This window comes from Microcystis sp. LE19-84.1B (assembly GCF_027531875.1).
GTDB lineage: Bacteria > Cyanobacteriota > Cyanobacteriia > Cyanobacteriales > Microcystaceae > Microcystis > Microcystis panniformis.
The window spans coordinates 1-13,966 of record NZ_JAPZSR010000132.1; the positions used below are offsets into that span (position 1 = coordinate 1).

A 13,966-nucleotide genomic window follows, 5' to 3' on the forward strand; every position below is an offset into this window, starting at 1 on the left:
AAGAACAGCAGCGAGTATTGGGGAAAATATTGACGGTGCTATCAGGTCATAAAATAGTGGTGTTAGGAGATAGAGAATTTTGCTCGGTCAGTCTTGGAAAGTGGCTTCAGAAGCCGAGTTTGTACTTTTGTTTAAGACAAAAACAAAGTACAAATGTGAAGACAAAAGAAGGAATTTATCAAGAAATGAGAGCCTTAGGTTTAAGTCCAGGAACTCAACTATTTTTGAATGATGTCAATGTTACAAAAGAGCAGGGGTTTGGAGAGTTTAACTTTAACTTGGCTGGTAAGTGGAAAAAAACCTATCGGGGTTTTAAAACAAAAGAACCTTGGTATATTCTGACTAACTTTGGAGATTTAGAGACGGCAATAATTGCCGATCAAAAAAGATTTGATATTGAGGAGATGTTTCGAGATTTTAAGTCGGGAGGCTATAGCTTAGAAGGTTCTCAATTAGCACCGCAATACCTATCAAAGCTGATAATTGTTATAGCTATCGCCTATACAAGTGCCACACTGCAAGGTAAAAAAATTAAGGATATGGGAATCCAAAAATATGTCACAAGACCTGAAAAAAGATATAAAGGTCAACGCAGACACAGCAGTTTTTATGTGGGTCAACATCTCTATCATTGGCTCCAGCTACATCAAATGTTCCCAAAAAATATAGAAGAGCTAATGCAAATTAGCCGCTATCGGTTGAAGGATTACATCAAGGGACAAAGAGCGATATCGCTTGCCCTATCCACCTTCTAGCTGGCTTGTCCCCCTCCCAGCTTATTTTCACAATAGCCTGAATTGATTCTCGTTGGAAAAAATTTTCATAAATGCTGTCTTTAATGGCTAAATAAATTTGATATTCTGGTTCAATAAGACTGATTAAATTTCGATATAAAATATATTGTCCTAAAGCTAGGGACTTATACTAAATCTGGTTATTAAAGACTGATTATTTATTCCCCTTTTTGCATGAGTGCATGAGTAGAAAACGGGTTTCTCCGAGAAACCCGTTTTCTGTGCGTTACTCAACGGATTTAGTATTAAAAAGCTTTTGATTTCCACAACAATTTTACGTCCATTTCTTTCAGCAGCCAGAGGTTTTTCTGCTGCTAAATCAGCAAATAATTCAGTATCTTTATATTTAATTTTATAAGGGCGCTGATACCCCCTTCCCCCCTTGATAAGGGTGTTGATCCCCCCTGCCCCCCTTGATAAGGGGGGTGTTGATCGCTGGGGGGATCTGAATTAACACCCACTTACTTAGGGGAGAATTGTTGATTACTTCCCTCTAGTTTTTTCGGCCCAAACTTTGCTGGGTAATCCCCAAACATAGATGAAACCTTCAGCAGCTTTATGATCAAATTGATCCTCGGCTCCGTAGGTAGCTAAATCGGGAGAATAGATAGAATTGACTGACTGACGACCGACCACTTTAGCGTTACCTTTAAACAGTTTCACTCGCACCGATCCCGTCACCTGTTCTTGGGTTTTGAGGATAAAAGCATCGATCGCTTCCTTTAAGGGACTGTACCACAATCCTTTATAAATTAACTGTCCGTAGGTCTCTTCAATTCCCCGTTTATATTGGGTAACATCTCCAGTTAAAGTCAAACTTTCTAAGTCCCGGTGAGCATCAATTAAAACTAATAAAGCCGGGGCCTCGTAAATTTCTCGGGATTTAATTCCCACTACCCGGTTTTCGATCATATCTAAACGACCAACACCGTGTTTACCCACTAGGTCATTTAATTGACTAATTAGCGTGACAGAATCGAGATTTTCTCCGTTTAAACTGACAGGAATCCCCTGATTAAAACCAATATCGACGTATTCCGGCTCGTTGGGAGTATCGGCGATCGCTTTGGTCATTAAATAGATTTCTTCCGGGGGTTCCGTCATCGGATCTTCCAAGGGACCGGCTTCAATACTGCGCCCCAACAGGTTACGATCGATACTAAAAGGCGAGGATTTTTTCACAGGAGACTCGATCCCGAATTTTTCCCCGTAGGCGATGGTTTCTTCCCGGCTCATGCCCCATTCCCTGGCGGGAGCGAGAACTTTTAAACTAGGATTGAGGGTCATAATGCCGACATCAAAACGCACTTGATCGTTACCTTTGCCGGTGCAGCCGTGAGAGACGGCATCGGCCCCGTATTTCTCGGCGGCCTCTACTAATAATTTAGCGATTAAAGGACGAGCCAGGGCGGTAGAAAGGGGATAACGATTTTCGTACAGGGCATTAGCTTGAATTGAGGGAAAAGCGTATTCTTTGACGAATTCTTCCTGGGCATTGACGACTAAGGATTCGATCGCTCCGCAGCGCAGAGCCTTTTCTTGAATTGGTCCCAATTCGTCTCCCTGTCCTAAATCGGCGGCTAGGGTAATCACTTCTTCTACTCCCCATTCCTGTTTGAGATAGGGAATACAGACGGAAGTATCGACTCCTCCGGAATAAGCTAAAACCACTCTCTTGGCGCGTCCCATAATTTTTTCACCTAAAAACGACTAATTGATTACTCTTTTAATTTTATTATATATCTTGGGGATTTGATGCTTCTTTTTTAATGCTTTTTTGTTTAGTTTTTGATGAAGAAAAGGAATAGGAAGTCACGAGCAAAGAGCAAAAACTAAACGGGCAACCGGCCGCTATTTACGTTTACTGGCAGGACGACGGGAGGATTTTTTCGGAGCGGTATTTTGGGGATTATCGTTAGTTTTATCTTTAAATATTGGAATAGTAAAATGAAACTGACTGCCGTTATTTTTGCCCTGGGATTCTGCCCAAATTTCGCCGCCCCAACCATTAACGATCTGACGACAGATAGCCAGTCCTAAACCGGTTCCCCCGGCACTGCGTCGCAGGGCCCCCTCCTCTTGGTAAAAGCGATCAAAAACCTGTTCTAAACGATTGGGTTCGATCCCGCGTCCAGTGTCAGAAATGGTTACTTCTAGAGTTTTTGGCTTTCCCGAAGCGACTTCGATCGAGACATTTCCCTCGCGACCGGTAAACTTACAGGCATTATCGAGAAGTTTGGAGAGTAATTCCACTAACCACTCGCCATCGGCTAAAACAAAGGGCAGATTAGGGGGGACAAGATTGCTAATTTTTGGGTTGTCGTTGTCGAGATTGCGGGAGTGAACATGACTGATGGCTAATTCCACACATTCCGATAAGGATAAAGCTTCGGGATTCCAATTAACCCGGCCACTTTCTAACCGAGAAAGAGTTAAAAAATCTTGGATTAATTTACGCATTCGTTCCGCATCTTTCAGGGCAGTATCAAGCATAATTTGGCGCATTTCTGCCGGCATATCCGGTTCCGAGGCCAAACTTTCTAGACAGACTTGAATGGTGGAGAGGGGGGTGCGTAATTCGTGGCCGGTTATGGCGACTAAATTAGAACGAGTGCGATCGAGAGCGGCTAATTGTTCATTTAAATCCTGTAAATTAGCGTAGGCTTCTGCTTGAATGAGGGCGACTCCGATTTGAGTGGCCACCGCATCCACAAGGGCGACATCCTCGCTTTTCCAAGTGGTGGTATAGGGTCCACAGTGATGCAGTTCCAACATTCCCAAGAGACGACTTTGGTAAAGAATCGGTACTAATAACCAGGAATAGATGGAACATTCCCGCACCAGATTTTGAATGGAATCGCCGGGGAGACGGGGATCGTGAATAGCGTCTTCGATTTTCAGGGATTCTCTCAATTCCAGCACTTCCTGAAAAAGAGGATTATTTTTCAGTGGCCATTTTTGTCCTTTGATGGAACTAATGCCGGAGTTTAAAAATTCGTGTTCGATGGTGGCGTTAATGTCGGCCTCATGACAACGATAGACCACGCAGCGACAGACTCCCAATCCCTGCCCCAATTTCTGCACTGCCACCTGTAGGATAGCTTCCGGATCGAGGGAACGACGGATCGAGGCTGTCACCGAGTTGATCAGTCTTTCCTTGTGTTCTTTCGATGCCAAGGAACGATTGGCTTTCAGCAGTTTATACTGTCCCGCTTGCAAATAAGTGACCAATCGCTGGACAAAGGGATCTGGTTCCTCTTGATGATCCCTGTCCGTCAGTTCACAGATCAGGTATTCTTCTTGAGCGCGCCTAATTTTGTCGGCTAGTTCGGGACGATAATCGAGAATATGATTTAAAAGAATTTGGGCGGCCTGTTGACTTACATGGCGATCGCTCGTCCAAAGCCCCTCAAAACGGCGATTATTATCCATAGCTGCCCCATTTTCCCCCTCTGCTGTCAGATGGGTTCGTTCCCGACAGATTAAACAACTAGCATAATGGCGACTGATAACCACTAGATGCCATTCTTGGGCTAAACTGTCCTCCGGTTGAAAAGCGATCGTCTCGTAAATGTCGGAACTATGCTTAAAATCGGTTTCTGGGGCCGACAAAACATAAACTTGCCCGCTTTTGTGGGCAATGCGTCGATAGCGATGGGCCTCTTGACGATAAAAGCGCTCACGCTGAAAACTGGCAATCACTAACGGTTGATCGTCTTCCGCTAAAACCTGATCCTCCATGGCGTGGGATAGCGCGGTCAGGGATGCTTTGAAGTACATCTGCGATCGCCATTGGGGGAGTAACTGCAACAGTTCTGTTAAAACAGAAGTTGATCTGCTCATCGATAATCTGTCTCGAGTCGGGTGTGACTAGCAAGCGCGATAGAGGGAACTAGCAATTTCTCCCTTGACCCTATCCTACAGGCTCAAGGGGACAAGAGGTGAGATCGTGACGTCAAGAAATTTAAACCGAGTGATGCCAAAAGTGAGCGAAATTATTCTAGCTAACTAGGTGTAGGCGACTTTCATTGCCCAAAGCATCAGAGCAATAATACTACCGATAACGATAATGGACGATATCGCCACTACTGCCGGTTTATCGGCCCCCTCGAATTTCATGATGCCACGATTTAAGTCTGACATTGCTCTTAACTCCTTTTCATGAGATGGATGTAGAAAGTATGAGACACTTTAGGATCATAAATTAGCTAACTCTCATCTATCCGTGTTATTAGAAATTGGTATCATTCGGCTGTCTTTAATCATTCTAGGCGTTCTTTTCGCCCTTGCCCTTTTCCTTGAGGCTATTTTAAGAATTGTCTTCGGGTTCGGTAATCCGCTTATTTACAAAGCTGATGCCGAAATTGGCTATCTTTTGGCTCCTAATCAACAAACGCGCCGGTTTTCCAATTTTATCGCCGTTAATCAGTATTCGATGCGGAGCGATCCGATTACACCCCAACGGCCCCCAGAGACGACGAGAATCATGTTAATCGGTGATTCGATCGCTAATGGCTCCTGGTGGACAGATCAAAAAGAGACCATTTCTGCTTTAATCGCCAAAAATTTAGGCCAGAATCTGACGAGTTCAGTGGAAGTTCTCAATGCTTCGGCTAATTCTTGGGGACCGCGCAATCAATCGGCCTATCTCCGACGTTTCGGCACCTTTGAATCCCAGGTGATTGTGTTATTAATGAACACCGATGATCTGTTCGCTTTAGCTCCTAGTTCGGCGGTGGTGGGACGAGAAATTAATTATCCCGCTCGCCGGCAGGCTTTAGCTTTAATCGAGTTGTACGATCGATATTTTAAGCGTTATCCTCCCCTACCACCGGTGCAAGAAGGAGGCGATCGAGTGGGCAATAATTTAACCGCTCTTGCCCAAATTCAAGCCCTTGCTCAGGCTAATCAAGCCCGTTTAATTATCGCTATTACCCCCCTCATTCGCGAAGCTCAAAAACAGGGGCGAGATTATGAATTAAAAGCCCGTCAAAGACTAGCGGATTTCACCAGCAACCAGCAGATTTTTTATCTAGATTTTCTGCCCATTTTTCAAGCACATCCCAATCCTGATTCCCTCTATATCGATAATATTCATCTCAGTCGAGACGGTAACGAGTTAATTAGTCAAAAACTGACCGAGGCAATCAAAAATGTCTTTTAAGTAGGGTTTACTGAATCAGTTATCAGTTATCAGTTATAAATCAGTAATCAGTTATCAGTTAAGTAGGTAGGCGTTAAAAATTATCAGATCCCCCCGCCTATCGGCACCCCCCTTATCAAGGGGGGCAGGGGGGATCGAACCTAAAATCGATTTTAAATTTAATTATAACCAGTTACTTATCAGTGATCAGATGTGAGTTTTCAGTTTACATTTTTATCAGTTATCAGTTCACTGATTACTGTTCACTGATTACTGTTTACTGAAAATACACCCCACTTCCCTAACAACCATACCAAAGCTTTTCTATCTGCTTTGCCAGATCCGATAACTTGGAGCGATCGCTTGTATCCCTTAACAGGGTGACATGGCCTAATTTTCGACCAGGACGGGATTTTTTCCCGTACCAAAAAACGTGAGCGCCTGGAATTGCCGCTAAAATTGCTCTTTTTTCGGCATAATCGCCGTCACTATCCTCAAAACCCAATAAATTAACCATGACTGCCCCGGCAGATTTTAAATCCGTGGCTCCGAGGGGCAAATTAGCCACTGCTTGCAGTTGTAGGGCAAATTGGGAGGTAAGACAGGCAGAGAGGCTGTAATGACCCGAATTATGGGTACGGGGAGCGATTTCATTAATCAATACCTCTCCCTGGGAAGTGACAAATAATTCCATCCCGAAAACACCCACCGCCGACAAACTACTTAACAGATGATGGGCGATATGTTCGGTTTGAGCTTGTAATGATTGGTTAAGAGCGGCGGGAGCAATCACCCAGTGACAGACTTGCTCCTCTTGATGGGTTTCCACCACGGGATAGGTGACGATTTCCCCGGTTAATCCCCTAGCGGCAACGATGGCTAATTCTCGCTCGTAGGGAATATAAGCTTCTAACATCAAGTCAAGACGCTCTAATTGCCGCTTTTTGGCGTTTAATTCTTCAGGAGTGCGGATAATAAAGGTTCCTTGACCATCATAACCCTGTCGTCGCGCTTTCAGCACTAGCGGAAAAGGATAATTTTCTAGTTGGGATAAATTATCTATTGCCCAAAAATCAGGCACAGGCAACCCTAGGGAGCGTAAATAACATCTTTGCTCGTATTTATCCAATAGGGGGCGCAGATTTGCCAAACTAGGATAGAATTTCACTCCTGTGGCCGCTAATTCTTCTAGGGCATCTAAATTAACAAACTCATTTTCAAAAGTGATCAGATCACAATGTTGAGCTAGTTTTTTTGTGCCTTCCACGTCAGCTATTTCTGCGAAGACAACCCCGTCAGCTAAAGCAACGGCGGGATCGTCGGGGTTTGGTGTTTGTACAATTAGAGAAATGCCTAATTTCTTGGCTTCCTGTGCCATCATCCAAGCTAATTGTCCACCACCAATAACACCAACCCTTGTTTGCATCATTGATCACATCCTAAAGATTCCGGGGTAGAGACGCCGGTTTTTGAGTTGACACCCTCGGCTCTTTCACAGAGATTTTTGATTTGTTGAGCGTCAAGCACTGCAAAACTAAAATCAGCACCGTTGATGTTTACTCCCTCGAAAATGGTACGCAGCATGATCGCTTCGGCAAAAATGGCATCGCTTAAATCGGAATTTTTAAAGGTACTCAGATAGGCTAACCCATTGGTTAAGTCCGCTCCATGAAAGTTGCCTTCGATGATAGAGGCTCCGTTAAACACTGCCCCGCGCAAATCGGCAGAACTAAAGTTAGAATCTTGGAGATTAACGTTAGTAAATTGGGCAGATTGCAAATTTTGTCCCGAAAAATCCTTTCCTGTCAGATTCTGGTTTTCATAACTGGCATTGGCTCCTGTGACAGCAGCAGAACTGGCAGCTAAGGCATTGACAGGAGATAGGATAAATAGTAAGGCAAAAAAAGCGATCGCTAATCGAAAGATAGTCTTCATTGGCGGCAAATTCCATCAGTGGGCATTCTTGATTTTATAGCAGTAAGTCATCAGCCGTCAGCTTTCCGCTGGCCGCCAGAAATTGCCGGCACACAAACCTTTATAATGGCTGTCTAGGCTTATACTGCCATGCAATTTGGTCTAAACAAAAATATTTAAGCCACGGGCCCCCAGTTTTCAGCTAAATAAAGTAAAAGACAAAAGTTAATTCATTTTCTCTCTCCTGACTTCTATTTCTAAGGACAATTTCTGATTTATACAAGAGGTTTGATGGATACACCGCAACTTTTATTCAATGGTTTAGCCGTCGGCAGTATTATTGCTCTGGCTGCTGTTGGGTTAACCCTTACCTGTGGCATTTTGCGTCTGTCTAATTTTGCCCACGGCGATTTTATGACTTTGGGTGCTTACATAACTTGGGTGGTAAATGCTCAAGGGATTAATCTCTGGTTAGCGATGCTGGTGGGGGCAGCGGTGACAGCTATTGCCATGCTCATTGCCGAGAGATTATTATGGAAACCTATGCGCGATCGACGGGCTGATTCTACCACTTTAATTATTATTTCGATCGGTTTGGCTTTATTTCTTCGCAATGGTATTTTAATGATCTGGGGCGGTAGTAATCAACGCTACGATCTGCCTGTGATGACCGCTACAGAAATTTTTGGGATTAAAGTAGCTTTAGATCGCTTGTTAGTTATTGGTTTGGCAATTATAGTTATTATTGCCCTCCATTTGTTATTGCAAAAAACTAAGATCGGTAAGGCGATGCGCGCCGTAGCTGACAGCACCGATTTAGCTAGAGTAACCGGAATTAACGTCGAATGGGTTGTCTTCTGGACATGGATAATTACGGGAGTTTTAACTGCTTTAGCCGGAGCGATGTTCGGGTTAATTACTGGGGGAGTGCGTCCCAATATGGGCTGGTTTTTAATCTTACCAATGTTTGCCGCCGTGATTTTAGGTGGTATTGGTAATCCCTACGGAGCGATTGCTGGGGCTTTAATTATTGGTGTTGCCCAAGAAATTAGTGTTCCCTTAATTGGTTCTGATTATAAATTAGCCGTGGCTTTATTAATTATGATCTTGCTGTTATTATTCCGTCCCCAAGGTTTATTTAAAGGCACGGTTTAACAGTTATCAGTTATCAGTTATCAGTTATCAGTTATCAGATGTAAGTTTTAAGTTTGAAGTTTTAAGTTATTTATAGCGCTTTTCACGTTACTGAGGTATCGACAAGTTTTGCCAACAAAGGACTTAAGCCCCTTGCCCATGCCTCATTCTGATGAAAACTGCTATATTTACTGATTACTATTTACTGTTTACTGATTACTGTTTACTGATTACTGAAAAGCCCAATCTTTAATCCTGAATATATTCTTCCCCGGTGATTAAAGCGTATTCAGCGCGGGTGAATTCTCGACCTAAATAAGCAGCATGATCGAACATAGTAATCGGACAAGGGTGGGTTTCTTCGATCACTTTTACGGCTAATTCTTTGGCGGTTCTTGCGGTGTAAATAGTCTCAGGATTGCGATCAAGTTTTTGCCTAACACCGATAACTTTTCCCGTTTCTGGATCGACGGCTAAACCTTTTTCATTGATAATATTGCTGTAATGTTTGGCACAGATTAACCCTGCTTCTCGGTCTAGATAAATAATAAAATATCCTCCGGGATCGAGAGCGATCGGGCGTTTGGAAAGTTGATGATCAATAGCTGTGATTTGGGATTTTAATTCGCTCATTTTCTTGACAAAATCACTTAAATATGTAGATGAAAGCAAGAGCAAATTATATCACATACCATCATCCTTGTCCTCTGGCAACATGGGGATAAACTCAGAAAAACATAAACAGGGACACTTGTAGAGTAACCCAAGGGCTAGTATTATTGTCCGCGGCGAGACGAATAGCAGTGCCTGGAAAAGCCACGGAACCAACCCCCTGAAGCAAGAAATTTTGAGACAGATAATATCGCCCAATTAACAGTAATTCATGGCCAAGATCATAGGATTTCAGCGTCTGGAGGGCGGGATTACCCCCTAAGTTATTCAACGTGTCGGCAAACCGGTAGTAGTAATCTAGGGATAACTCAAAGTTACTGGTAGGCATCACCGTAAAATTGACTCGATGAGAAAAACTATTAGAGTTGTTATAAACCTTGCCGAGACTAATTCCCTGTAACCAGTCAGTTAAACCACTCGCTTGCAAGGGATCAAAACGTTCGTATGTAGCAGTTTTGGGGTTATCGCCACTAAAACCGGCAAAGCGGTAGCTAAAGCTAGGCTGCCAGCGCACATTTTGAACACTGTAGCCTAACCAAAGATAACCCCCCTGGGCTGACATACTATACCGGTCATTAAATTCGTAGGCATATTCCCCTTGAAACCACAGTCCGGGTACCCCAAACAATGGCGATAACTGCAATCGGGGATTAATCACCTGTAACCCTTGACGGGTTAGCCGTTCACCATCCGGCAGCAAATAAGTCCGGGATGATTGAGGTACACCCACATAGGTTAAAACAGCCTCAACCCCTTGATTATTGTTATACTGGGCGCTAATTCCCAAATATTGTGTATTGCTATCAGCCACTGATAGCTCATCTGGCTCCAGAAAGAACCCCTGTAAACGAAAATCCCCCCAGCGCAAATCAGACAGCACTGTCATCTCGTAGGCAGTGCGGGGGTTAGAATAGCTGGCGGCTCGATCTAGAGCATTAGCCGAACCGCTAAACTGAGAAAACAAAAAGCCTTGATTGAGTTGGAAAATTTGCCGTCCTGCCGATAGGTTAAAAACGAGAGGATTTCCCGTTTTAGCCACCAGAAAACCGCCGTAGAGCTTTTCAATATCACCGTAGAACCTTGAGTCTGTACGGAAAATGTCCGGTTGAACTGTCCCAGATACCGTATAGGAAGCGCCACCATAGATATACACAGGAGAATTCCCCAGACCAGTAATACCTGCTAAACCAGGCTCTAGATAAAATTCTCCCCAAGTAATTGTTCCCTTCGGTTGGTAGGAACTGGGGGCAAAATTTTCTGGGTTGCCAAACCAGGGATTAGTATCACTAAAGACTCCCACACCCCCATTGAGGATCAATTTAACTAAACTGCGATCGCTCTCGTAGAGGGTAGGAAAATCCCGTAACTTGCCACTGATCACCATACCCCTTGGCGGTTTAGGGCCGGGGACTTGGGAGACCTCCTGTGGTTTCAAATTGACCAGCAACGCCACAATGACCACACCGGGCAGATTTGACTGGTAGAGACGATACTCGGCACTCTCGACAAAGGGCAAGCGCTGCACCTGATTCAGTCCCTGATCCGCCAAAAGGGGACTAAAGTTTCCCCCGGCCCGAATGCCAAAACTATTCGCCAGTTGCCGTCGGCTCTCTTCCTCTTGCTTCGGGTCGTTGCTGGGGTTGCGAACGTAGATAAACACCCGTTCAATGGGAAACCCCTCGCCAAAATTGGGGGGAATCCTTAACCTGGCATTGGGATCTTTTGGCGGCGACGCTGTAGATTCAGGGGATGGTAACTCTACCGGTTCCGTTGGCGAGACATCATCCTGGCTCACTTGTGCAGTCGGGAGATTAGCTCCAGGCTGCTGCTGCTTAAATTGTGCAACCGAGTTCGGGGGAAGGTGGAGGACTGGCCCCAGACTAGCCCCATTTTCTAAGGGGTCGGTTATCGGGGTGGACTCCTCAGCGATCGCCGTTTCGGCCAAGAGCTGCCCTTGACCAGCAAAGGCGAGATTAAACAATGCTAACACTGAAAAAGAAGTTACTAGCCTGATAGCCCGACGATATCCAAAAGCAGCAAAAACCATAACGACAAATCGCAGAGAAAGGTCAAGGAGGGGCAAGAGAGCCGTTATTCGGGTTTGAGACGGACGCGTTTGCCACCACCGGAGACTTGTAAGGTTTGACCGCTCACCCAAGAGCCAGCCGGCGAAGCTAACCAGAGAAAAGCGTTAGCAATATCTTGGGGTTTACCGGCGCGTCCAGTCAGGTTGTCGGGATGAGCTAGAGCATATTGGGCTTTTTCATCCAAACCAGCAGCGGCATAACCCTCGGTGATCACTGTACCAATTAAGACAGTATTGACGCGGACCTGTTTAGCAAAATAGTGAGCCAGACCTAGCATCAGATGGTTAAGGGCGGCTTTAGCGGCGGAATAGGCAATAAAGTCAAAAGCTGGCAAAACCCCCACCAGCGAACCGGAGTTAGTAATCGTGGCGTTTTCCGCTTTCAGCAAATAGGGACGACAAGCAGAAGTCATCCGCGTAGCCGCTAAGGTATTGAGTTTATAGCTTTCGATCATTTCCTCCATGGGAACCTCTAGGGGGTCGTCGTAAGCTTTACCCCAACCTACATTGTTAACAAGGGTAGAAATGCCGCCAAAAGCTGCCACCGTTTTGGCCACACATTGTTGAATATCTTCCTCCACAGTGACGTTGCAGCCGATCCCTAGAACTTGATTCCCTGTGACAGCTTGAATAGCCTCGGCTGTTGCTTGGGCTTTTTCTCCATTCAGGTCGGCAATCATGACCTTGGCTCCCGCGCCAGAAAAGGTTTTCGCAATGGCTTCCCCAATATTTTGGGCTCCGCCGGTGACAATGGCCACATGACCATCCATGCGAAAATCAGCAAAAGCATCAAAATTGCTCATATTCTCTCCTTTTTGTCGTTAAATACGGTTAAATGAATCGATAATAGACTGTTAGTCCAATTCCTGAACCCCGCCGCCGCTAACGGTGAGGATCTGCCCACTCACCCAACTGGCCGCCGGTGAACAGAGGAAAAGGGCAGCATAGGCAATATCACTGGGTTCCCCTAAGCGGGCGAGGGGGGTATGCTTGAGCATCACTTTTTCAATATCCGGAGTCAGCACCTTCGCCAAGGCATCGGTTTTGATCGCACCGGGGGCGATCGCATTTACCCGAATTCCTTTCGGCCCGAGATCAAAAGCAATATTGCGGGTGAGGTGGCTGACGGCGGCCTTAGAGGAGCTATAAGAGGCCATATTGATATTCTTGTTCTCTGCTGACATCGAGGAGATATTTAAAATCGCTCCTCCCCCCGCCGCTTCCATATAAGGGACACATAATTGACAGAGATGAAACGCCGAAAATACATTGATTTTATAGGCCCAGATGAAAGTATCCATGGGCATATCAAAGGGTTTTGGCCCACCACCGCCGGCATTGTTTACCAGCAGGGTGATTTTGCCAAAAGCATCCAGGGTGGACTTAACCAAGTTTTCTAGAGCCTGTTCATTAGTAACATCACAGGCGACCGCGATCGCTCTGCCGCCCTTTTCCTTAATGCCATCAGCAACAATAGCGGCGGTGTCTTCCTTGAGGTCACTGACCACCACCGCTGCCCCTGCTTGGGCAAATAATTCGGCAATGCCTCGGCCAATGCCCGCACCTGCCCCAGTTACAATCGCTACTTGCCCATCGAGCTTAAATGCGTCCAAAACGGTCATAAAATCTCCATAATATTCAATGATGCTCGGTCATACCTCAAAAATCTACTCAGGCCGCCCTATGGCTTTCATCACCGCCGCATTAATAAACCAAGAGGCTATCCCGGCGATAATCCCTAAGATAATTGCGCCGATAATAGGTGTCACCAGAATCGTCCCCAAAAACTTTTGCAAGAATAGGGCAGCCAAGGCCACTGTACCAAAGACAAACAGAGCATAAAACAGGACTGTCCTGACTCCAAAAAAGAAGAAAGGGCGCTCTAAAAGTTCTGGGGATGCGACGTGGAAATCTTTGGCTTTTTTGCGGAAAGTAAAAAAGGCAATCATCCCCAAGATGAGGGAAAGTATAAAAGCGGTCATCACTCCCGTGGAGAAGACCGTTTTTTCATGCCCTGATATGGTATCCACAGTGAGCGGTAGAGTATCTTTTCCTCGAAACATAAACCAGCCAATCACACCATTGTTGACATCCTCACCGCCGTAAACGGACGGTGATTCCCAAACCTCACGATTTGGGTTTCTGCTTCTTTCCCTTGCGGGGTTCCGCACCTGCCTTAACAGATTTACTCTGTTCTGGTCTTATGGTCGCTCTACAGACTGA

The 13,966-nt window shown here is 45.2% G+C and carries 14 protein-coding genes and 1 pseudogene; 3 read left to right on the forward strand and 12 right to left on the reverse strand.

The features are described 5' to 3' along the window. On the forward strand, positions 1-755 hold a 755-nt coding region (locus O9324_RS07905; RefSeq protein WP_353851690.1), incomplete at its 5' end, for a transposase. Here O9324_RS07905 and O9324_RS07910 read toward each other — a convergent pair. The 5 genes and pseudogenes from O9324_RS07910 to O9324_RS07930 form a co-directional block, all read right to left on the reverse strand. Beyond that, a pseudogene (locus O9324_RS07910) lies at positions 712-900 on the reverse strand (element excision factor XisH family protein); the annotation flags it as partial. The gene O9324_RS07905 and the pseudogene O9324_RS07910 overlap by 44 nt on opposite strands. An 11-nt stretch (positions 901-911) precedes the next feature. Continuing rightward, on the reverse strand, positions 912-1,193 hold the full coding sequence (locus O9324_RS07915) for an element excision factor XisH family protein (RefSeq protein WP_353851692.1): 282 nt from the start codon (positions 1,191-1,193) through the stop codon (positions 912-914). Positions 1,194-1,277: 84 nt separating this feature from the next. Then, positions 1,278-2,483, reverse strand: coding sequence for an argininosuccinate synthase (locus tag O9324_RS07920; RefSeq protein WP_288139910.1), 1,206 nt, complete (start codon positions 2,481-2,483; stop codon positions 1,278-1,280). 162 nt (positions 2,484-2,645) lie between these two features. Then, positions 2,646-4,637, reverse strand: a complete 1,992-nt coding sequence (locus tag O9324_RS07925) for a DICT sensory domain-containing protein (protein WP_287731727.1) — start codon at positions 4,635-4,637, stop codon at positions 2,646-2,648. Between the two features lie 165 nt (positions 4,638-4,802). Next, complete coding sequence (locus tag O9324_RS07930; RefSeq protein WP_287731726.1) at positions 4,803-4,937, reverse strand: hypothetical protein; 135 nt, start codon at positions 4,935-4,937, stop codon at positions 4,803-4,805. An 82-nt stretch (positions 4,938-5,019) separates the two neighbouring features. On the opposite strand from O9324_RS07930, the gene O9324_RS07935 reads away from it, so the two are divergent. Then, positions 5,020-5,958, forward strand: a complete 939-nt coding sequence (locus O9324_RS07935) for an SGNH/GDSL hydrolase family protein (protein ID WP_287731725.1) — start codon at positions 5,020-5,022, stop codon at positions 5,956-5,958. A 280-nt stretch (positions 5,959-6,238) separates the two neighbouring features. On the opposite strand, the gene O9324_RS07940 is transcribed toward O9324_RS07935, so the two are convergent. Next, positions 6,239-7,366 (reverse strand): 5-(carboxyamino)imidazole ribonucleotide synthase, encoded by a 1,128-nt coding sequence (locus tag O9324_RS07940; RefSeq protein ID WP_288139911.1) that lies wholly within the window; start codon positions 7,364-7,366, stop codon positions 6,239-6,241. Continuing rightward, on the reverse strand, positions 7,363-7,872 hold the full coding sequence (locus O9324_RS07945) for a pentapeptide repeat-containing protein (protein WP_002760385.1): 510 nt from the start codon (positions 7,870-7,872) through the stop codon (positions 7,363-7,365). Before O9324_RS07945 ends, O9324_RS07940 begins: the two co-directional genes overlap by 4 nt. 270 nt (positions 7,873-8,142) lie before the next feature. On the opposite strand from O9324_RS07945, the gene O9324_RS07950 reads away from it, so the two are divergent. After that, entirely contained in the window at positions 8,143-9,006 is an 864-nt protein-coding gene (locus O9324_RS07950) for a branched-chain amino acid ABC transporter permease (RefSeq protein ID WP_287731723.1), read from the forward strand. 228 nt (positions 9,007-9,234) lie between these two features. Here O9324_RS07950 and O9324_RS07955 read toward each other — a convergent pair whose 3' ends face one another. The 5 genes from O9324_RS07955 to O9324_RS07975 form a co-directional block, all read right to left on the reverse strand. Continuing rightward, entirely contained in the window at positions 9,235-9,618 is a 384-nt protein-coding gene (locus tag O9324_RS07955; protein ID WP_288139912.1) for a DUF4346 domain-containing protein, read from the reverse strand. A gap of 94 nt (positions 9,619-9,712) precedes the next feature. Beyond that, on the reverse strand, positions 9,713-11,647 hold the full coding sequence (locus O9324_RS07960; protein ID WP_288139913.1) for an alginate export family protein: 1,935 nt from the start codon (positions 11,645-11,647) through the stop codon (positions 9,713-9,715). A 101-nt stretch (positions 11,648-11,748) separates the two neighbouring features. Further along, complete coding sequence (locus tag O9324_RS07965) at positions 11,749-12,546, reverse strand: SDR family oxidoreductase (protein WP_002786918.1); 798 nt, start codon at positions 12,544-12,546, stop codon at positions 11,749-11,751. A gap of 51 nt (positions 12,547-12,597) precedes the next feature. Next, the gene (gene hdhA / locus O9324_RS07970; RefSeq protein ID WP_002767739.1) at positions 12,598-13,365 is read right to left on the reverse strand and encodes a 7-alpha-hydroxysteroid dehydrogenase; all 768 of its coding nucleotides are present in this window, start codon (positions 13,363-13,365) and stop codon (positions 12,598-12,600) included. A gap of 45 nt (positions 13,366-13,410) precedes the next feature. Further along, complete coding sequence (locus tag O9324_RS07975; RefSeq protein WP_288139914.1) at positions 13,411-13,914, reverse strand: permease; 504 nt, start codon at positions 13,912-13,914, stop codon at positions 13,411-13,413. Between the last annotated feature and the right edge of the window lie 52 nt (positions 13,915-13,966).